At 59.0% G+C, this 19974-nt stretch carries 22 protein-coding genes; 13 read left to right on the plus strand and 9 right to left on the minus strand.

What is annotated here, in order from left to right; genetic code table 11:
* Window positions 1–28: 28 nt before the first annotated feature.
* Entirely contained in the window at window positions 29–820 is a 792-nt protein-coding gene (locus BN3002_RS09935; RefSeq protein WP_154955733.1) for a hypothetical protein, read from the plus strand.
* A 68-nt stretch (window positions 821–888) separates the two neighbouring features.
* On the opposite strand, the gene BN3002_RS09940 is transcribed toward BN3002_RS09935, so the two are convergent.
* Window positions 889–1161: a hypothetical protein gene (locus BN3002_RS09940; protein WP_058237694.1), complete on the minus strand. Its 273-nt coding sequence runs from the start codon at window positions 1159–1161 to the stop codon at window positions 889–891.
* A gap of 18 nt (window positions 1162–1179) precedes the next feature.
* Complete coding sequence (locus BN3002_RS11355; RefSeq protein ID WP_058237695.1) at window positions 1180–2178, minus strand: hypothetical protein; 999 nt, start codon at window positions 2176–2178, stop codon at window positions 1180–1182.
* Window positions 2179–2244: 66 nt separating this feature from the next.
* On the opposite strand from BN3002_RS11355, the gene BN3002_RS09950 reads away from it, so the two are divergent.
* From BN3002_RS09950 to BN3002_RS09985, 8 genes are read left to right on the plus strand one after another with little or no spacing between them, the layout of a single operon-like run.
* Window positions 2245–2814: a DUF6668 family protein gene (locus BN3002_RS09950; protein ID WP_058237696.1), complete on the plus strand. Its 570-nt coding sequence runs from the start codon at window positions 2245–2247 to the stop codon at window positions 2812–2814.
* A complete protein-coding gene (locus BN3002_RS09955) occupies window positions 2815–3123 on the plus strand; it encodes a hypothetical protein (RefSeq protein WP_058237697.1) in 309 nt (102 codons plus the stop codon).
* A complete protein-coding gene (locus tag BN3002_RS09960; protein ID WP_058237698.1) occupies window positions 3123–3893 on the plus strand; it encodes a DUF8175 domain-containg protein in 771 nt (256 codons plus the stop codon). The genes BN3002_RS09955 and BN3002_RS09960 overlap by 1 nt, the downstream gene beginning before the upstream one ends.
* Window positions 3894–5171 carry a collagen-like triple helix repeat-containing protein gene (locus tag BN3002_RS09965; RefSeq protein ID WP_058237699.1) on the plus strand — a complete coding sequence of 426 codons (1278 nt, stop codon included), beginning with the start codon at window positions 3894–3896 and terminating at the stop codon, window positions 5169–5171.
* Window positions 5161–6639: an SCO6880 family protein gene (locus BN3002_RS09970; protein WP_058237700.1), complete on the plus strand. Its 1479-nt coding sequence runs from the start codon at window positions 5161–5163 to the stop codon at window positions 6637–6639. The genes BN3002_RS09965 and BN3002_RS09970 overlap by 11 nt, the downstream gene beginning before the upstream one ends.
* Window positions 6640–6641: 2 nt before the next feature.
* Window positions 6642–8120 (plus strand): putative type IV secretion/conjugal transfer ATPase, encoded by a 1479-nt coding sequence (locus BN3002_RS09975; RefSeq protein ID WP_058237701.1) that lies wholly within the window; start codon window positions 6642–6644, stop codon window positions 8118–8120.
* Window positions 8117–9826 (plus strand): type IV secretory system conjugative DNA transfer family protein, encoded by a 1710-nt coding sequence (locus BN3002_RS09980; protein ID WP_058237702.1) that lies wholly within the window; start codon window positions 8117–8119, stop codon window positions 9824–9826. The genes BN3002_RS09975 and BN3002_RS09980 overlap by 4 nt, the downstream gene beginning before the upstream one ends.
* Before the next feature lie 27 nt (window positions 9827–9853).
* Window positions 9854–10900, plus strand: a complete 1047-nt coding sequence (locus tag BN3002_RS09985; RefSeq protein WP_058237703.1) for a hypothetical protein — start codon at window positions 9854–9856, stop codon at window positions 10898–10900.
* 25 nt (window positions 10901–10925) lie between these two features.
* Here the strand turns inward: BN3002_RS09985 and BN3002_RS09990 are convergent, their stop codons facing one another.
* Genes BN3002_RS09990 through BN3002_RS10000 form a run of 3 tightly spaced genes read right to left on the minus strand, consistent with a single transcriptional unit; the run spans window position 10926 to window position 13565 of the window.
* Window positions 10926–11318: a DUF4913 domain-containing protein gene (locus BN3002_RS09990; RefSeq protein ID WP_154955734.1), complete on the minus strand. Its 393-nt coding sequence runs from the start codon at window positions 11316–11318 to the stop codon at window positions 10926–10928.
* A 25-nt stretch (window positions 11319–11343) separates the two neighbouring features.
* On the minus strand, window positions 11344–13161 hold the full coding sequence (locus BN3002_RS09995) for a relaxase/mobilization nuclease domain-containing protein (protein ID WP_082628647.1): 1818 nt from the start codon (window positions 13159–13161) through the stop codon (window positions 11344–11346).
* Entirely contained in the window at window positions 13158–13565 is a 408-nt protein-coding gene (locus BN3002_RS10000; protein ID WP_058237706.1) for a MobC family plasmid mobilization relaxosome protein, read from the minus strand. The genes BN3002_RS09995 and BN3002_RS10000 overlap by 4 nt, the downstream gene beginning before the upstream one ends.
* 443 nt (window positions 13566–14008) lie before the next feature.
* On the opposite strand from BN3002_RS10000, the gene BN3002_RS10005 reads away from it, so the two are divergent.
* Window positions 14009–14266 carry a YceI family protein gene (locus BN3002_RS10005; protein ID WP_058237707.1) on the plus strand — a complete coding sequence of 86 codons (258 nt, stop codon included), beginning with the start codon at window positions 14009–14011 and terminating at the stop codon, window positions 14264–14266.
* A gap of 271 nt (window positions 14267–14537) precedes the next feature.
* Here BN3002_RS10005 and BN3002_RS10010 read toward each other — a convergent pair whose 3' ends face one another.
* Window positions 14538–15086 carry a recombinase family protein gene (locus BN3002_RS10010; protein WP_058237708.1) on the minus strand — a complete coding sequence of 183 codons (549 nt, stop codon included), beginning with the start codon at window positions 15084–15086 and terminating at the stop codon, window positions 14538–14540.
* Entirely contained in the window at window positions 15083–15907 is an 825-nt protein-coding gene (locus BN3002_RS10015; protein WP_074026234.1) for a Fic/DOC family protein, read from the minus strand. Before BN3002_RS10015 ends, BN3002_RS10010 begins: the two co-directional genes overlap by 4 nt.
* A gap of 442 nt (window positions 15908–16349) precedes the next feature.
* Between BN3002_RS10015 and BN3002_RS10020 the strand changes: the two genes are divergently transcribed.
* On the plus strand, window positions 16350–17855 hold the full coding sequence (locus tag BN3002_RS10020) for a hypothetical protein (RefSeq protein ID WP_154955735.1): 1506 nt from the start codon (window positions 16350–16352) through the stop codon (window positions 17853–17855).
* On the opposite strand, the gene BN3002_RS10025 is transcribed toward BN3002_RS10020, so the two are convergent.
* Both BN3002_RS10025 and BN3002_RS10030 read right to left on the minus strand, forming a co-directional pair.
* Complete coding sequence (locus BN3002_RS10025) at window positions 17812–18714, minus strand: DNA adenine methylase (protein ID WP_058237958.1); 903 nt, start codon at window positions 18712–18714, stop codon at window positions 17812–17814. The genes BN3002_RS10020 and BN3002_RS10025 overlap by 44 nt on opposite strands.
* 212 nt (window positions 18715–18926) lie before the next feature.
* Window positions 18927–19127: an antitoxin VbhA family protein gene (locus tag BN3002_RS10030; RefSeq protein WP_058237710.1), complete on the minus strand. Its 201-nt coding sequence runs from the start codon at window positions 19125–19127 to the stop codon at window positions 18927–18929.
* A 268-nt stretch (window positions 19128–19395) separates the two neighbouring features.
* Between BN3002_RS10030 and BN3002_RS10035 the strand changes: the two genes are divergently transcribed.
* Window positions 19396–19728, plus strand: a complete 333-nt coding sequence (locus BN3002_RS10035; protein WP_058237711.1) for a hypothetical protein — start codon at window positions 19396–19398, stop codon at window positions 19726–19728.
* Window positions 19725–19958 (plus strand): hypothetical protein, encoded by a 234-nt coding sequence (locus BN3002_RS10040; RefSeq protein ID WP_058237712.1) that lies wholly within the window; start codon window positions 19725–19727, stop codon window positions 19956–19958. The genes BN3002_RS10035 and BN3002_RS10040 overlap by 4 nt, the downstream gene beginning before the upstream one ends.
* The last annotated feature ends 16 nt before the right edge of the window (window positions 19959–19974 follow it).

The raw sequence follows: 19974 nt of genomic DNA on the forward strand, positions 1-19974 counted from the left end.
ACGGTTCGTGTTGCATTGGATGGCTGGGGTGAGTGATTCGCCTGTCCAGGGCGAGTTGTGTCCTGGACAGGCTGGGCGCGAGTCTGATGCGTGTGTGGGTGTTGTGCCGTTGTCGATGTCTGATAATGAGGGGTTGCGGCGTGTGGTGTTGGAGGCGGCTGCTGAGGGCTGGGTAGGCACTGCGGCGCAGTGCTTGGCGGTGACGGTGCAGGAGGTGGGCGCGCGCCAGTTCTCAAATGCGATTTCTCGGGGTGTGCAGTTTTCTCGGATGTCGTGGTCTGAGTCGGTGGCTGATACGTGTGGGATCGCGTGGGAGGTGTTGATGACGTGTGCCTCGCAGGTGGTGGAGGCGTCGCGGCCGTGGGCGGTGTGGACGACGATTGTGAATCGGCGGTGTTTTGCGCGCGATAAGTGTGCTGGTGTGGAGGAGGCGGTGGAGCCGTCAATGATGCCTGAGGCTGGGTTGCGTCCCGGCCAGGGCGATACGGCTGATGTGTGGGTGTGTGTTGATGATTTTGAGGGCCCGCTGGCTCGTATGGTGGAGGCGCTTATTGAGGCGGGAATGACCGAGACGTTGGCGTGGGCGGGAACTCGCCGTATAGCTGAGCTTGCGGTGGGTGATAGTAGTAGGCGGCATCGAATGGCGAGTGTGGATCCACGGTTGGGTGATTTGGGCGTGCAGGGTGCGGCTGCGCGCGCGTGGATGACGATGTTGGTTGGTTCGCGGCGTGGTGTCAAAGGCAGCCTGTTGCAGGCTGATGATGAGGCGCTGATGATAGCTGCTCGCGAGGTGGTGGAGGCCTTAAATCTGGCGGCATAGCAGGAACGTGAGGTGGATCACACGTGGCATTTGGGGGCATGGTGCCAGTTTGGCACCATGCTTTTTTGTTAGAGGGGTTTGAACTCGTTATAGATTTGTTCGAGTACTTCTTCGTAGCTGGTGTCTTGTCCTACCTCGACGGTGTTGGTGTTGACGGTGATGGTGATGCGGTAGAAGATTCTGATTTTGCTTGGGTTCAGGTTGAGTTCTTGAGCGATGTTGATGCCTTCGGCTTTGGCTGTGGTGTAGTCGTGGGCAATGAAATATCTGCTTCCTGCTTCGTCGGGGGTTTGTCCGTCGAAGGTGACGATGTATTCGTTGTGGCGTTCGAGTTGTTGCATGGCAGTGGTGGTGTCTCCTTAGTAGATGGTGATGGTGCCGGTATTGACGAGGCCGTCACAGCTTGTGGTCCATGATTGTGTGCCGAGTGGGATGCTGGTGAGGATGGCGGTGGCTGTTCCTGGTATGGGTGTGCTGGCGTTGGCTGCGTGTCCTGCGATGCTGATGGTGCAGGTGGTGTATCCGCTTCCTGAAACTGTGATCGAAAAGGTGGCAGCGCCGCTGTCTCCAGTGTTGACTGAGGTGTTCATTGAGGTGACGCCTGTGGGCGCTGGCTCTGGTGCCGGCTCTGGTGCTGGTGGTGTTGGTGGTTCGGGCGTCTGCGGTGCTGGCTCTGGTGCGGGTGTGGGCGCGGGATCTGGTTCTGGTTCTGTGTGTGGCGTCGTGGGTGCGGCTGGTTCTGGCTTTGGCGGAGTGGTTGGTGTGGATTGTGGTGTGCGCTGCTGGTCTTGAGTCTTCTCGGCTGGTTTTTCGGGTGCGGTGGATTGCGCGCTTTGGGCGTTGGTGGGTGTGTCGGTGTGGGTGAGGGTTTTGCCTGTTTGGTGAGTGCTGGTGATGACGATTGTGGCGGTGGCTACGCTGAGGAGGAGGATGAGTGGTGCGGTGAGGATGAGGCGTGTCCGGTGTTTCCTGCTGTGCGGGTGTGAGCGTGTCGGTGTGGGCGCGTGCTCGGGGGTTTGGTTGTGGCGCGCTGCTGTGTCGTTATCGCTTGGGTTGCTGGGGTCTATGGTGTTGCTGGTATTGCTGGCGTTTCCGGTATTGCTGGCTGTCGGCTCTGGTGTGTCATGGGTTTGGATGTGTCCGTCTGGGTGCACGCTCATGTAGTACGTGCCTTCTGGGCCTGTTGCGGTGACGGGTAGGGCGCGGTTGTAGTGTTTGGCTTGTGCCAGGGCAATGTTCATTGCGTCGTGGTGTAGGTGTTGGCTGGGTTGTAGGCGGGCAATTGTGATGCCTGCTGAGGTGACGGTGGCGGTGCCGTTGTCGTGGTGTGTGATGGTGATTGGTGGCCAGCTGGTCATTGCGTGTCTTTCATTGTCTTGGTGGTGTGTGCGCATTGTCTACGTATTACGTAGAAGGGAGCGCACATGAGGAATCCTTGGGCTGGCTCGGGTGGAGAATTCTCCTCGGACTACGGCGACCGCGCGGCGGTGTCTGGGTCTGTCCGGCCGCCTGTGTGGAAGCCGGGCGCGCAGGTGGTGGCGGCTGGCGGCTTGCCGATTGCGTTTGCTGGTGGGTATTGCCCGTTGTGGGTGGTCGGCGCGCACGGCGGCGCGGGGGCGACGTCGTGGGCCCGCTTGTTGGGCGCGGGTGATGCTGGTGTGTCGTGGCCTGATCCGAGTAGGTCAACGCGCGTAGTCGTGGTGGCTCGGACTCATTTTGCTGGGCTGAGGGCCGCGCAGGACGCGGGGATCCAGTGGGCGTCTGGCCAGGTTGGGCGTGTGGAGCTGGTTGGTTTGATTTTGGCGGCGGATGCGCCTGGTCGCAGTCCGAAAGAGCTTGCCCCGTTTCGTCAGCGTGTTGCTGGCGCGTTTCCGCGCGTGTGGCTGGTGGGCTTCCAGAGTGCGTGGCGTACCGGTTTCGCGTGGGACGTTCCGCTTTCGAGGGATGTTCGCAAGGTTTTGAAAGATATGTCGTTGATTGGAAAGGACGAGTAAATGAGTCTTGTTGCGAGTGGTGTTGGCGTTGTTGAGTCCGTGGTGGGGCGCGCGGGGCTGATTTGGATGGATTTGAATCCGACGCCGGTTGCGCCTCCAGGTGTGGAGGCGCGCGTGCAGACGGTGCTGAATTGGGTGATGTGGATTGCCGGCGCGTCTGTGATTGTCGGTTTTATTGTCGGCGGAATCATGCTTGCGGTGTCGAATGAGCGTGGGATGGGTAATGAGAACGTGCGCAGGATCGGCTATGTGATTATGGGTGCAATTGTTATTGCGGCTGCGGCGGCTCTGGCGAAGGCATTGCTGTAATGGCTGAGGAAAAGAGCACGAACATTCTTGCCCGCCCAGCCTTTATTGTTTCGGGGCTGCTGGTAGTTGCGTTGCTGGTAGGCTTAGGTTTTCTGGTGGTCACACGGGATGCTGTGCCTGTTAGTGGTGAGAATGCCGCCTCCCCTTCCTCGAGCGCCTCGGGCGCTGGTGCAGGTAAGCAAAGCGGTGGTGAGTCGCCTGATGTGGCCACTGCTGGCGGCGCTGGTGCGTCTGATTCGGTGTGCGGCTTGTCGTCTTTGGAGCGTGCGGTTCCTGAGCAGGCGTTGCCGTCGGTACCTGTGCAAGTGGGAGAGCGGATCACAGTGCCGAGCATTAACGGGTATGGGCCTGGCATGACGGATGGGATTTCACGGTGCTTCGCTCATAGTCCGGCGGGCGCGATTTTGGCGTCAGCCAATTTCCTGTCGTGGTTTTCGTCGAAGGAGCGTCTTGATGAGGTGGTTCCTGCCCTGATGGCTGCCGGGCCGGATCGTGATCGGCTTGAAGCACAGATTAAGGCCGAATGGCAAGGTGAGACGGGCTCCGCGTTGAGCATTCACGGGTTCCGGTATGAGGATCGTGGCCCAGACGTGGCGATGGTGGTGTTGGCTGTGTCGTCGGTGTCGGTTCCTGACACGCTTGTGGCGTGGCCTGTGGTGTTGGTGTGGCAGGACGGTGATTGGAAGGTGCAGGCTCCATCTACTGACTCGTGGGGTGAGCGCGTTATTGACTCACTTGCATTGGAGGGGTTCGTGGAGTGGAGTGCGTAAATGTGCCAGTTTTGGGAACTGTCATGCAAGATCGGTGAGGTCGCTTCTGAGGCGACGCACAACATTATCGCAGAATGGGCGTACAACATCATTCAGGATGTGTCTGCCACGTTGCTGAAGGTCGGCACGGTGTGGACGGGTGTGGGTACCCCCAGGCTTGGGGGTGCTGACTCGGCAGTGGGCTTCGTACACTCCACCACTCACATACTTGTGGTGGCGCTGGCAGTCGCATCGCTGTTCGTGGCTGGCATCCATTTGGCGCTGTCCAGGCGCGGTGAAACAGCGATGAGCGTGCTTCAGGGACTCTTGGCGCTGGCGGTGGTCTCTGGTGCATCTGTCGGTGTTGGACAGTTGCTGGTGGATGCGTCAGATGCGTTTTCCACGTGGGTGATCGGCCTGGCGATTGATGGCGATGCGGGCAAGTTTGGCTCGAAAATCTTGTCAGTGACGAGTGTGACGGGCAGCTTGGGGCTGACGGTGCTGATCGTGGGTGGCTTGGGCGCGCTGGTCGCGAACTTGGTCCAGATAGGCCTGATGTTTATTCGGTCAGCAATGCTGATCCTACTGGTGGGAATTATGCCGCTGGCAGCTGGCGCCTACTCGACGAAGTGGGGGCGGGGCTGGCTGTGGAAAATCGTGGCATGGTTTTTCGCGTTCCTGATGTTTAAGCCGGCCGCTTCCATCATTTACGCGGTGGCTATCAAGCTGGTGCAAGGCGATTCCTGGGTTTTGGCGAGTGGTGAGGACTTGACGAGTTTCGTCATGGGCGTTGTCATGCTGATCCTGGCAGTGCTGTCGCTGCCCGCCCTGGTGACCTTTATGGTGCCGGCCACTGAGGCGCTCAGTGCCGGTGGCGGTGGCGCTGCTGGTGCGGGAGCAGTGCTGGCGACGGGTGCAATGACTGTGGCCCGCGTGGGTGCTGCGACGGCCAGTGGAGGAGCTACAGCGGCAGCGGGTGCTGGTGCGGGCGCTGGCGGTGCGACGGGAGCCGCGTCGAGTGCGGGCGCAGGTGGAGCTTCTGGTGTTGGTGCTGGTGGTGGTGCGCGCTCGATTGGCGCGGGTAGTGCTGGTAGCGCCGGTGGTGGTGCGACGAGAACCGCGTCGAGTGATGCCTCGCCGGCGCCGAACAGTTCTCATCAAAGTGGCCCGTCAGGTGCTAATGGCGCGTCGGGCCGTGATGGGAGTTCGGGTCCGAGCGGTGCGCCTGGGCGTGACGGCGTGGACAGTGATATGGGCGGCTTCAGTCCTACTGGTGGTGATGTTCAAAATGAGCGCTGAGGCGGTCAAGGTTCGCACGTATGGCAATTGGCGTATCCCGCGTCGCGCGGGCTTCGGCAAGATGGGCTTTGGCGAATCGATCTTTGGACTCGTCGGCCTGGCTGTCGTGAGCGTAGTGGCCATGTCGAAGGGCGTGGTGATCGCATTGGCGGTCGCAGTCGTGTGGGCTGGTCTCGTGCTGCTGATGGTGACCCGCGATGTGCATGGGGTGTCTGTGGCAGAAAGGATGAATCAAAGGATGCGTTTTGGCAGGGCGGCGCGCAGGAAGTCGAATATTCACGCAACGGGCGGGATAGCACCGGATGCGACGCAGGGCATGTGCGAGTTGCCTGGCATGTTGCACGCGTCGCGGTTGAGTGAGCATCGTGATTCCTATGAGAGGCCTTTTGGGCTGATCGAGCACGGGGATGGGACGCTGAGCGTGGTGATGAGCGTGGCGCCTGAAGGTGGTGCTTTGACCGACCAGGACACGATTGACCGTCAGGTGGCGCTGTGGGGAATGTGGCTGGGGGACCTGGGCGGGCAGATGGGGGTTGCTCAGGCAAGCGTGTGTGTTGAGACGATCCCTGATAGTGGGGATCGGCTGCGCCGTGAGGTAGGCTCTCGCATCAGCCAGGATGCTCCACTGGTTGCGCGACAGATGCTTCAGCGCATTGTCGATGAGTATGGGCAGGGCGCGGCACGTGTGCGCGTGTGGATTACGATCACGTTTGACCCTTCCAAGATGGGCTCGTCGAAGAAGCGGGCGCAGGCGGTGTCGCGTATTTCCTCTGATCTGCCTGGGCTGACTCAGACGCTGATGGGAACGGGCGCAGGCGGTGTGCATGTGCTGACCGCGCGTGAGGTATGTCAGCTCACGCGCGTGGCGTATGATCCGGCGTCGGAGGTCTTGTTTGAACAGGCCGCTAGCGCGGGCGAGCAGGTGGCGCTGGTGTGGGAAGATGCGGGCCCTATTCGTGCTGTGGCCGAGTGGGACTACTACCGCCATGATTCCGGTTTGTCACGCACGTGGGTGATGAGTCGCCCTGCACGCGGCTATGTGCAGTCGGGCGTTTTGCGACGAATTTTGGAGCCGTCACGGGATGTGGAGCGTAAGCGGGTGACGATCATGTATCGACCGGTTGACGCGGCAAAGGCTCCAGCTGCGGCCGATGCGGACGTGAACAGGGCTGCGGCTCGGGTGGAGAATACTCCTCGTCCCACAGCGACCGCGCGACGTGAGCTGCGCGCGGCACAACAGGTGGCTGATGAGGAGGCGGCTGGTGCGGGATTGCTGGATTTTGCACTGATTATCACTGCTACGACGAGTACGGATGAGCTGGACGACACCTCCAGTGCGGTCACTGCGTTGGCATCATCGTCGCGCCTGCTGGTGCGACCGGCATACGGCGCTCAGGACAGCGCGTTTGCCCTGGGCCTGCCGCTGGGGCTGCGGCCTGCTTCTCAAGGGCTGTCGGGCGGGTGGTAGTGATGGGTGGATTTGTCACCGACTTGCTGTCAGCCTTGTTTGGAGGTGTCAGCGCGACGGCGAGCAAGGGAGGCCGTGGTAGCGGCTGGCCGGCTAATGGGCCGTTGATCCAGCCGTGGAGGGCGACCTCAAAACAGGTGTGCGGACTGTTCCCGTTTATTGTCGGGTCAAATACGGCGTTGGTGGGAGCACCATTAGGGCGCGCGCTGCGCGGTGGCGGCGCGGTGTGTGCTGATGAGATTAGCTGGTTTGAGCGCGGGCTTATTTCCGCACCCTCAGCAATGGTGCTCGGCTTAAACGGATTGGGCAAGTCGTCGTTGGTGCGCAGGATGATTACTGCATCTGCTGGGTTTGGCGTGCACACAATGGTGCTGGGCGACATCAAGCCCGATTACGTGGCGTTGATCGAGGCTTTGGGCGGCCAGGTGATCAGCATTGAGCATGGCGGTGCTGGGATTAATCCGTTGGATGCGGGCAACGTGTCGGAGGCCGTTGCACTGCTGGAGGCAGCCGGCAAGTGGGAAGATCGTGACAAGCTGGTTGCGGCGGCTCATGAACGCAAAAAAGACATGGTGTGCTCGCTGATTCATATCATTCGGCGTACTCCTCCATCTGATCGTGAAGAAACGATTGTGGATGAGGCAATCAGAATCCTGGAGACCTATGAGCGGCCCGTGGTACTGGCTGATCTACTCGAAGTGGTGCGCCAGGCGCCTGCCGCGCTTCGTGCAGCCGCGCTGGATCGTGGGGACCTTGATCATTATCGCGCGGTCACTGAAAGCCTGGAAGCATCCCTGGTGGCGCTGGTGTCGGGCCGTTTTGGCGCTCTTTTCGCGGTGGAGACCACGACGCCGATGATGATGGACCGATGCGTGGTGTTCGACGTGAGCGCGTTTAAGGAAGCCTCAGAGGACCTGCAGGCAGCCTTGTTGCTGGCGTGCTGGTCGTATGGGTTCGCCACGGTCGAGATAGCTCAGACGCTGGCGGATGCGGGCGTGGCCCCCCGTCGGCGCTACAAGATCGTCATGGATGAACTGTGGCGTATTCTGCGTGCCTCATCGGGGCTGGTGGAGCGGATTGACTCGCTGACTCGCCTGAACCGGACGATCGGTGTGGGGCAGGTCATGATCACGCACTCGATGGCCGATTTCAACGCTCTGGCATCGCCTGCCGACCGGCTGAAAGCGGCAGGTTTTGTCGAGCGGTCGAAAATGCTGTTCCTTGGCGGCATGCCTGCGCGTGAGATGAGCTTGCTGGAGGGCGTGTTTTCCTTGACAGAAAAGGAAAAGGAGATGCTCACGTCGTGGAACGCGCCTGGCACCTACGACCCGACCACGGGGCGAGATGCCCCGCCGCTGGGAATGGGGAAGTTCCTGCTCAAGACGTCTAACGCGCCTGGCACTCCCTTCCAGGTGCGCTTCGTAGGCGGTGAGGCCGCACTGTCAGATACGAATCAGCGGTGGGCCAGGAGAGCCCGATGAGTGCTCGAGACGGTGCGGATACGTGGGAACCGTCCACTCTCCTCCTGGTGGTCGTGACCGTCATGGTGATCGCCGGCAGCGTGCCGCTCATTGCGGGTGTGCACGTGTGGGCGTGGGTGCGTGGCGTGGCGGATGTGTCGTGGAATCCGTTCACACTCGTGTTTGATTTGGCGGGCGGCCGAGTGGATCCCACGGGGGAGGTGTATTGGTGGATTACGGCTGCGGCAGGAATCCTTGTGGTGGTGAGTGGCCTGGTGGTCCTGGCAGGTGTGCGCAGACACCGCCAGTCGCGTCGAGGTGATGAGGCCGCGCAGTATGCGGGACGCGGCCGTGACATTGAGCCGATCACCTTGAAGGCTGTGGCAGCCAAAGCTCAGCGCCTGGGCGTGCAGGGCGCGGCTGGATTGCCTGTAGGTCGCACCGTGGGAGCGGATGCGGCCGTGTTGTCCTCGTTTGAAGATGTGTGTATCACGATTGCCGGTCCCCGCACGGGCAAGACAACAGCCTGGGTGGTGCCGCGTATCCTAGCTGCGCCTGGAGCAGTTGTGGCCACCTCGAACAAGCGTGACATTGTGGATGAAACACGCTCCAGGCGTGAAGCGGCTACGGGCGAGCGGTCATGGGTGTTCGACCCGCAAGATCTCGCAGGCACACGCCAGTCGTGGTGGTGGAATCCCTTGTCGTATGTGACTGACTATGTGCAGGCGAGCGCGCTGGCTGACATGTTCCTGTCGGCTGAGGACGTGTCGAACAAGGATGGAACCGACATGTGGGATCGATGGGCGTGCCAGTTGATCTCTCCGATGCTGCTGGCTGCCGCTCTGGCGGGCAGGCCACTGACAGCCTTGCAGCCGTGGCTTGCTGATCAGACGAACGATGAGGCAGTGCTGCTGCTGCGCAGCATGGCTGAGGAGTTCGCAGACCCAGATACCCGTGATGACGTGCGTAAGGCGGCAACGAGCCTGGAGGGGTTTATGGGCATGCCTGTTGAGACGCGGGGCAGTGTTTATGGTGGCGCGGTGCGGATCATGCATTTTTTGAATAACACGCGCCTTATGCGTTGGGTGACCCCATCGGAGGGCTTACCCGAGTTCGATGCGGCCGAGTTCGTCAGGACGCGGCAGACTCTGTACTGCCTGTCTCAGGAAGGGCGCGGCAGTGCCACTCAGATAGTGACCCCGCTCACTGTGGCTGTAGTGGAAGCGGCCACAGCCCATGCAAGTACGCAGCCGCGCGGCAGGCTGGCCACTCCCATGCTGATTGAGCTCGATGAGGCGGCGAACGTGTGCCGGTGGGGTGAACTGCCCAATCAGTACTCGCACCTGGGATCGCGTGGAGTATGCGTGGACACGGTATTGCAGTCGTGGAGCCAGGGCGAACGAGTGTGGGGCGAAAAGGGAATGAAGGCATTGTGGTCGGCGGCGAACGTCAAGATGTATGGCGGCGGTGTATCTGAGCCTGAGTTCTTGCGCAGCATATCGGAGCTGATTGGTGTGCATTATGTGGACTCCACACAGGTGTCCAGGTCAAGCCAGGGCCACTCGTATTCGACATCAAAGGCGTCCCAGCAGCGCCCTATCGCCACGGTGTCGGACCTGCAGGCCCTACCGCAGGGGCGGGCATGGGTGTTTGCGTCGGGGGCTGTGCCCACCCTTGTGCAATTGGTTCCCTTTTGGGAGCAGCCTGGTTTTCAAACAGTGAAATAGCAGTGTAAGCGTAGAAAGGCGCATGTGATGGCAGATCAGGTGGTTAATGAGACGAGTGCGGAGATGGCTCGTGCCTGGCGGGTGGCGCTGGCGGTAGGCAGATTCATGGCAATGCGTCGCGAGCAGGCCCTGCGCGCGGCCCAGAAGTCTTCCACCTACCACGAGCAAGCTTTGCGCAGGGCGATTAGGCAGGAGCGTGCCCTGGCTGAAAAGGTGTATTCGGAGGCGCTCACGTCACACTGGTGGGACAGTGCATCACGCGATGAAGCTGTCTACGTGTACGGCGTGGCGAAAAGGTTTAGCGACATTGACCCGCAGGCGGGGCTGGCCGCGCGAAGGTGTGAGCGTGAGGCGAAAGAGCGGTGGGGAATTGAGGTCACCGCTCCAATGAGGGACGTGGAGGATATTCCACGGGTCGAACAGGCCCTGAAGGTGGCGCCTGTCCTCGATAGCGAAGATGTGGAGGACGTCAGGCCCGTTGTCCAGGACGTGCTGTACCGCACGTATGAGCAGCTGGCTGGCAGTGAACGTCGCGAGGAAATTCTCCACTACGTGCACGAGCAAAAAGACAGTGCACCGCAGTGGCTGAACGATATGTGGAAACATGACCTGGCGGCATGGCTCGGTGACAGTGAGCAGGTGGATGCGCGTATTCGTGCGATCTATCCCGATATTAAGGCCGCTCAAGCCGAGCAGGCTCAGGCTGAAAGGGCACTGGGCCGTGCACGCGAGAATGCGAGCATCGAGACTCGTGAAGCATCTGAAGCCCTGGAAACAGACAGGCAAGGCAGTATGAGCCCTGGCGGTGAAAACACAGTGAAGGAAGTAAGCGAGGCAAGGCACGCCGGCCACAGCGAGCAAGCCGCGTGGGACACACTGCAGGCGCGCCAGGCTCACGCTCAGGCGCTGCTGGATCAGGGTGCGGATCCGCAGTCGGTGCAGGCAGCCATCACGGCCGACAAGGGCCTGCACACCCCTGTCAGGCAAGCGATGAGCACCGTCGCCAGAACATCCACACGTCGCGCCACCCCGCGAGCTCAGAAATCGGCGCGCGTGCAGACCCGTCACATGTGATCCAGGCGTCGGCTGCCCCCTATGGCTAGTTACGCGGGGCGAAAATCTCTGGGTCGGCTGGATCGCAGGGCAGCTGCCCATCAGGGTGATATCGCAGGTCGCGGTGACCACCCGTGACGCTGCATCCCTTGAATGGCCCGTCATTGTCAAACAGGACGTTCATGATTGGATCAGCATACGAGACCAGCCACTGTGCCGATGCCATCGGCCCATCGTGCACTCGCATGTATTCCCATGACAGCCATAGAGCCTGCAGACGGTAGACCGCTTCGGCGTGTTTCCACCACTGGGGGCACCACGTCAGCCGTCCCGTTGGCAGGAACCGGTCATAGATTCGTGCCAGGAGATCCTCCACGAAGGCGTCAAGCGTGGGATACAAGAGTTCTGAAGATGCGTTTTCGTCGTTTTCGTCGTCCATGCTCACAACGTGGGCCGTGCGCACACTAGCGCAACTGGCCGCGCCCGCGCTCTGTCGTGTGCCCGCGTGGGGTCGGGTGGTGTGTGGGGTGGTTGAGTTTGGTCAGTTGTGGTGTTTGCCCGATGCCTGGCAACGGTCGCCTGGATGTTCTCTCATCATGGTCAGTCTCGTTGCCACTGGTGCTGGAGCCTTCAGTATTTGTCCCGAATCCATCGGGCAACGCGAGGAACTTATGGCGCGCGCGCAAACGCTCAAAGTAGTCGCCGTTGGAGGGTGCTCCAACTGTCACCGGCTCCTCCTGGACTGAGGGCGCGGAGCGTGTTGCGGCCGGCTCGGGCAATACGTCTTGTTGCAAGGTTGCCGTGTCGGCCTGGAGAGATTGGTGAGCCGTGTGCGGTGCTTCGGCGCGTAAGCGGTCGTACACAGTGCGCGTGTCACGCAAGATCATGTGTGCGGTGTTTGTTTGGCGCGCTTGTTCATATAGGTTTGCCAGTGTCTTCACCAATTCCAATGCCTCCACCAGCATGAGTGCATAGTTCACCTTGCTGGTCTTGGGAGTGATGGCTGTGCTGAGCAGCCGCGCACCGAGAACGACCCACGGGCTCGTCCCACTGCCAGTGACGGGCCGCTGTTTCAACTGTGCGTTTCGGCCGACCTGCCGTGCGGAGTAGTCCAAAGCGCGGCGCATGTCCTCACTCAAATCCGATTGCTGCGCGGCGGCCGCCAGAAGTCCGGCCACATCATTGGTCGCATTAGCCAAGGCAAGCGGATCAGTCGGGTCAATGCCGCCTAGCTCGTCGCGGTAGATTTCCAGCGCGCGCCTATGCCCTTGCCATTCCTCCGGTGTGTAGGCGCTGCGGTGCGCGCCAAGCGGCATCCCCTTCCAGGCATCGTGCCATGCGCGCACTGCATCAGTAGAGGCGTCGATGGTGTCTGGCCAGCGCTCGCGCAGCGCGCTCAGCGTGAGGTCACGCGCAATGGATCCACCGGCGTACCACTGTGTACGCTGTCCTGGCTTGGTGTGCAGGGCAGCAGAGTACCCCACGATTACATCCGTGTGTCCCTTGGCAAAGCGTGGGCGCAGTCTCACGCCCAGGCCACGCGCGCGGCCGATGAACTCAACCTCATTGCTCGCTGCCTTCGCGGCGGCACGCAGACGCGTTTCCAGTGCGGCGCGGTCAGTGACCGGCTTGCCGGCCCGCCTAGCGGCATTCAGTGCCTGCGCACTGTCGCACTTAGATGAGCGATTGTGTTCGCGCCCTTCCACGATACGTAGACCGTATTTGTGTTCGAGAGCGTTACACGCGCGTTGGCTGCGGGGCTGATCGTTCCAGTTGTTCCACTTGGTCCCATCCTCACGAATGATGTTGGCGGCGATGTGGATGTGGTCGCCGGCGTTTTTTGACGCACCGTGATGGATGGCGACCCATCGGCACTCGGACTTCCCACATGCAGAAGTAAACTCCATCTGGTCCATGAAGTCGCGTGCGATGGCTGCCCATTTTTCTTCTGACAGTGGCCCCTCGTCAGGCGATAAAGAAAGAGAACAATGCCAGACGTGGTTCGCACCGTAGTCCGTTACTCGCGTCCTGCCGGCCGCGGGGTCGAACTTGCGGATCGGGCCGCGCGAGGTGCGGTCCGTTTCATTCATGAACGAGTCAAGGTAGCGAGCAATTTCGCCGGCTTGAGCGGTGGACAGTTCACTCCAGTCGCCCCACCGCTTCATGATGGTGCGTGAGCCAGCCACGAGGTGAGGCTCAGTGTGTTCGTTGGCGCGTCCTGGCCCAACCAGGTAACGCATGAGCCCACCCATGTCCCCGCCATCGACGATGTTCGGCATCATCGGCGCACACTCGCAAGCAAGTAGTTGATCTCATCGACGCTGTGCTCAATGTGGTCGAGAACGTCATTCATATGGTCGGGGAGCGCGTGGTCAGTGTGAGCGTAGCGAGTCAGCTGATTGACGTTGTTTGCCAGGCCGGTGAGCTGACGCCGGTAGTCACGCAAACCGGCAATCAACTCGTGAAGGTTATCGACCGCAATCTCATCGGCTGCAACCGGATGCAACGCGCAGTGCACCAGTGTGCGAGACAAGGACCATCCGGCGTTGCTCGCCTTCGCTTCCAGCAACGCACGCTCGCTACGAGTCAGATGCACTCGCAACGACGTGCGAGTCACGCCATTAACCTGCCGCGGAGCGCGCCGAACATGACGGCGCTGTGCGCCCGTCAACTCCGACTCACTCATCCCACCCTCCTCAGCGTAGCGACCCGAAGGGATCACACCTCTAGTGTGCCTCCAGGTAGCCACCCGTGTCTACCTGCAAGCCTGTTACTGGTACCAGTAACATATAGCTTGCTACCCGCGCTTCCGCACGCGCTGCTGCGCGTGCTAAGTGACGGGGAAACGCACCGTGTGCGTGTGGCTTGGGTAGCAAGCTAATGAGATGTGGCGCGCTGCTGCGTCCACGTTCATCTCGCGTGTGGGTATGAGTCAGGTGCCCGCTGTGAGGTCACTACTGCGTGCTGTGTAAGCGATGCGCGCTCTGCGCAATAAACGTCGCACCGTCGTCTTAACCGGTCCAGTCCAGTCCGGTCCGGTCCGGTTCGGTGGTGTGCGCGTTGTGCGCGCACACCCCACGTCACTATGAAAGCCATAACGAATGGCTTTCATAGTGAAAGGAAGCAGCAATGCCTGACAAGTTCGACCCCGTACACAATCTGCTCGCACGTGAAGGAAAACGCGAGGGAGCTCTACGCGACCTGGCCGCGGCGATGACGGCACTGCAAGAGGCAGTGAGTAACTACCGTGATGCCCACAAAGCTGCGGTCGACACGGGCTGGGCAAAACGTGACCTGAACGGCGCAGGATTCTTCGACGTTGCCAAACTTCCAAAGGTCAGGAAGATCAACCCGAGTCAGCCAGAAGCGCCGGCAGCCGATCTCTAGTCGGGCCGGCCCCGCTCAGCGCGAGGCACAGGTGCCGACCTTCGCCACAGAACGACTAACACGCCCATAATCCGCACACTGGGCGTACCGAAGATGATCGCCAGGCACACACATAAGAGGGTAATGGAATCTATGAACTGTGCAGCGGCGCGTAACACGCCTTCATTATTCGTGCTCATGGGTGACTTAGTTGCGGCGGTGTTGAACGCCGGCCGCGCGCGGCCGGTGCGATAGCTCACATACAGCGAAGAACGGCTCTCAAACCGTTCCTTTACCGGCTGAGTGCACGTGAAACGCTGGAACGGCTCACCCCCAGCACCTTGCCGATCTGCGTGAATGTCGCGCCGCCCTCGCGCATGGTCTTGGCAGCTTTGACCCGCTCTGGTGTCATCACGGTTGGTCGCCCTCCAAGCCTGCCCTGGGCGCGTGCGGCTGCAAGGCCGGCACTGGTGCGCTCTCGTATCAAGTCGCGTTCAAACTGTGCGAACGCGGCGGCCATGTGAAACACGAGCCGACCTCCAGGCGTCGTCGTATCAATCGACTCAGTAAGCGAACACAACTCAACCCTGCGCTCATCCAGCTCTTCAATAACGTGCACAAGGTGGGCCAGAGAACGCCCCAACCGATCCAATCTCCACACGACGAGAGTGTCCCCCTCGCGCAAGTAGTCAAACGCCTGCGCAAGCTCCGGCCGATCAGCGCTGGCACCCGAAGCATGGTCAGTGAAAATACGCGTGCATCCAGCTTTTTTCAAGGCGTCCACCTGAGCGTCCACATGCTGATCAAGAGTGGAAACACGCGCGTACCCAACAAGGCTCACAATGCACCTCGCTCATAGCTGTAACCCGACTGGAGCTTTCGCCCATGCGGGGGCAAGGAGTGGGGCATGGGGCGGCTGGCCTCTGTGAGGCGTGGTGTTTCTGTAATGCCTGGTAAGTGCTCGCGCAGTGGAGTGACGACCTTTCTTAGCACCATTTCCAATCGCGTGTTACTTCCTGTGGCTTGACTGTAGAATCGTGCCGCCAAGAACTCTTCTCTCAGAGTATGGCCGGTAGTGAATCTGCGTGGATCCAGGCTCCAACCAGCCTGTTCACAAAGCTGCGTATAGAACATGAACTGGCTGCGCGTATTGCCTTCTCGGAACGAATGAATCGTATTGATTTCTCCCCATGACTCAGCCAGCGATTTCACGAAAGCGTCCCTGGGCATTCCGCGGAAATAATCCTGCTGCCTAATCAGCTCATACTGTTGTTCAGCGGCCGCAGTCAGTGTCTCGCCGGCAGGGTAATACCCGTAAGTGCGCCAAGGCGCCTCAGGATCACCTGGTTCGAAATTGACGACATCAGGGTAGCTCTTAGTCATGTGCGTATCTGGCGCGGTTCGTTCCTGCCCTGCCCACTCATACACATCCTGAAAAATGTGGTAGTGAATAGCTTTCATATGCGCATAGTCGAAACGGCCGTCAACAGGGTGCTGAGCCAGCTCTACCATACGGATCAAAGCAACCTTCTCTTCCAATCGCTGCAACTGATCCTGATCTTCGATGCCGTAAGGGGCGCCAGGGCTAGTGAACTTGTTGCGCAGCACAGTCGTGCCTGGAATGAAATAGTCACTCCACGTGTAGAAGGCAGCGCCGGTCATTGATGTGGCGAATCAGCACTCACTATACGACAGATAGCCTCATCTGCGGACATGTGCCCCTCGGCTACTTTTTGAGCAAGCCTGCGTGCATACGGGTCAGTGACCCGATGCCCAGCTAATGCTAGCCCAGCATCTGCAACTGCAAGCGCATCCTGAGCGCACTTACGTGACGTTGCAGGGTTTTTGAGCACTGTTGGCATAGTCCCCTCCTTCGGCCGAAAACCCCAAAACAACTCTTTTCGTCTACTCGTAATTCTACCTGACGGGCGTGCACTACTCAATAGAGGGGTGTTTTGACCAGTTGGGTCTGCTGAAGGTTTGGCCCACATCCTTCCCTGACCCACAATCGTGAAACGCCCCGATGTCAACCACACCTTCAGCAGACCCCGTGATTGGTTATGCTGTTCGTATACTGTCCGTTCATTAAAATAAGGGGGCCTGCGTGCGGCCTATCAAAGAAGTTGGGTTAAGCCATGTGTTACTAGACCTTGAAAACTATCGGATCCCGGATTCACAGGCGTCACAAGATGATGCATTGCATTACCTCTTTGAATCGGAGAATGTCCTAGAGCTGGTTGAGAAGATCGCGCACGATGGTTATTTGGACAATGAGCTACCTCTTGTTGTGCGAGCGGAGACAGAAGGTGGGGAAACCGGAGAATTCATTGTGCTGGAAGGGAATCGTCGAGTCGCTGCCTTAAAAGCGCTTAGTGGACTAGTAACTCCGGATGGATGCAAGAAGCAGCTGAATAAGGTGCGAAAGAAGTACGCCCATGAGCTGAAGAACTTGCCGACGAAGATTCGGGTGATAGTTATGGAATCGCGCGAGAGTGCTTTACCGCACCTCGGCCGAATGCATATTGGGGATTCGAAACGGCGGTGGAGCCGTGACCAGCAAGCAACGTTCTACTATTCGATGCTTGATAAAAACACCAACGTCAGCGATCTCAGGGTGCGCTTCCCGAACCAGCCTGGTTTGAATAGGCTATTGAAAATGGCGTCGGTTCGGCGCTTCATCTCCCATGCTAAGTTCACGGATGGCTCATTGAGGGCGTACGCGGCGTCGGCGGATTTGACGATGTCATCGTTCGAATATGCTTATCGCAGTAAAGATATTGCGGATGCGGTTGGGATCAGTTTTAACGACGACGGACTCATTGAGCCATCTCCGGAGCGAGAGGGGGCCGAGCTTGATGGGCAAAAACTTGGTGCGTTGGAACTGTTGCTAACAAAGTTCCGATCGAATGAGCTCAATACGCGAAGTGCGGCGTTAAAGAAGGGCACTCCTGAGTATGTGGAGCTTATTCGTGAGCTTGAAGGTAAATCGGAAACGGCCGATGGACAGACTCCACGACCGGACGAAGGATCTACTGAAAAGAAGGAAAAAGAGCAGAGCTCGTACCCAGGCGGAGCAAATACCCCCTCAAACGAGGAGACGCGCGGTGACGACCAGCAGGGCAATAACAGTGAAGAATCGTCGCCAAGGAGTCGCCATGATCCACGCACCTACCAGCACCTCAACATGAAGTCCGTGGAGAACTTATATCGCGATGGCAAAGTTCCCGTTAACATTCAGATCCTGTTTGTTGAACTCCAGAAAATCAACGTTAGTGATCTTCCCGTAGCGTCAACGATGCTTATGCGCGCCGTTTTAGAAGCAACGGTGAAGCGGACATTGACGGATCAAGAACAGCATAACCGTAACCAGCTAAAACAATTATTCAAGGTTGTGCAAGATAAAGCGAATTCCGAAAACTGGCCGTGCAAGGGCGGCGTAAACATTATAGCAGATGCTAATGTCTCGACCCCTGGCTCGATCACGTGGTTCAACATGGTCGCCCATGATTTCGATTTGCACCCTGCGGGGGAAACGCTTCACCATGCGTGGTCACTGGTTTACCCCGTCATAGAACATATGTTGAAAACGTCTCTCGATGGCACTCCATAATGGCGCGAGCCACCCTTGGGGGGGCGACGAGTAGTTCTTTTGCTTTTCCTGGTTTGGTTGCAGAGTAGGTGATTTCGAGATCGGCCATAAAACTGTCACGGTATAGGTGACGGATGAGTGAGTGATCGTCGTACGTTAGTAGCCAGTGGGCTGTAGGTATGCGATGGATATGCTCGGCGAGTGCTTCGTGATCTCGCCCGTCGAAAGCATTCAGGTAGAGTGATCCTCCAGCTGCAACATAGGGCGGGTCAATATAAATCAGCGCTTCAGGCTCGTTTCCGTAGCGTTCAATTATGTCTCTCCCGTCCAAGTTGTGAAGCACGATCTTGTCGGCGAGGGAACCGAGGGCGTTGATCCGGTTGGACAGAGTCGTCCTGTTGAACCTTGCGTCGATTCTGTATGCGCCTTGTTGTTGTTTTCCTCCAATGACGCCGGCGTTGAGAATTCCGGATCGGTTAGTGCGATTCAGGTAGAAAAATGCCAGTCCCAGAGAACACAGATCTGTGTCGTCCTCTTCCTGGTATATATTCCGTTGGCGTTTCCATTCATCGAGTGTCAGCGGTATGGATTGCACTTGTTCGATGAGCCAAGAAGCGTGGTATTTGACGCAGTACCAGAAAGCGTAGACGGCAGGGTCTATATCATTAATAATCAGCTTGGCGATTATTCCTTCGCGCAATAGTGCTGCGCCGGCACCGGCCCCACCAGCATAGGGCTCGATATAGATAGGGTTTTCCAGATCTAGATGTTGAATAAGGTCTGCGAAGAATCCTGCCATGGTTGCTTTTCCGCCGGGGTAACGTAGAGGGGAATGCGTGCCATACCGGCGGCTGGTGACGATGCGCAAACGATTGATCATGGTAGTTATCCCCTGAATAATGATGTCACGACAGTGGCCCACATTAGGTGAGGCATGGTGTGTGGATGTTGTTAACTTTGAAAAGACGAAAGTGTCGGGTCGTTGGACTAGTTTCCTTGTTCATGCGGCGGGCTGGTGTGCCTCGGAGAGGATAGCGACGTTTCGTTGGTAAAGAAATGTGGGATATGCCTTGATCCAAGATTGAAGCGAGTCTACACCAGGCCGCATGCCAAGCATTCTTCTTCGCTAATGTCTCCGCGCACGTAGTCAGTTAGGTTCCTAGTAACTCGCCTTGTAGGCTCATTTTCCTCGTGCCAGCCCAAAGCAAGAGCGTCGAGCACGATTTCCCGTTGCGTCTGGGTCATGCCGTGGAACAGTTCGAGCCAGCGCTGCTCAACGTCGAAAGCCTCCATGATACCCCTTCCTTCTCCTCACAATTTTACCTGACGGGCGTGCATTACTCAATGGTCGCAGGTTTTGAACGATTACGGTTGTGGGCATGACTTTTGCGCGTTCGGATTGTTTGATTTCGCAGGCTTTTGTGATCGCCGCCCTGAGCGTGCATTAACGGTCGATTCTGCACGCCTGGCGGCAAGAAAGTGGCCAGACCCCGCCCAAACCTGTGAGGGGTGGATTCCTGCTGAGACGGTACAGTGGAGTGGACATGAAAGGAGGCAGGCCATGAGTGAGGCGACAGTGACCCGCATGCGGTTACGCGACATCAAGCCCTATGACGCGCCCGCCTCGCTCGACGAGCTGCACGGCCCCTATGACGGGCTCATCGACTTGCCTCACTGCGTACGCTGGCAGACAGATCGCCTCGGCGTGGATGTGTCGAACCTGGGCTGGCGTCGTATGGCCTACCAGGCACTGCTCGCCGAAGGCACCGCTGACGAGCAGCGCCGCTTGATGAACCGCAACCGGCTCATCGAGACGTGGCCAATCCTGAACATGGACCCGCGCGTGCGCGCCTTGTGGGAAGGACGCTTTCCCAAGCTCCGGGCGACTGTGTGAGCAACGACCTGGAAGAACAGCGACGCATCACACGCCTAGCACTGGAGGCCGCCGGGGACGACGCCGACTTCGCCTTGGCCGGCTCAGGTGCGATCCGTGAGCATGGATTGATTGATCGACCTACCCAGGACGTGGACCTGTTCACCGTTCAGCAGGCCCAGGCACACTTTGGCAGTCGCCGCTGGCTGCGTCGCAAGAATCTTGATAGGAAAATCAGGTGGGTCCGATAGTCGCTTCGGCTCGGGC

The sequence above is a fragment of the Actinomyces ihuae genome (assembly GCF_001457875.1).
Classification (GTDB): domain Bacteria; phylum Actinomycetota; class Actinomycetes; order Actinomycetales; family Actinomycetaceae; genus Pauljensenia; species Pauljensenia radingae_A.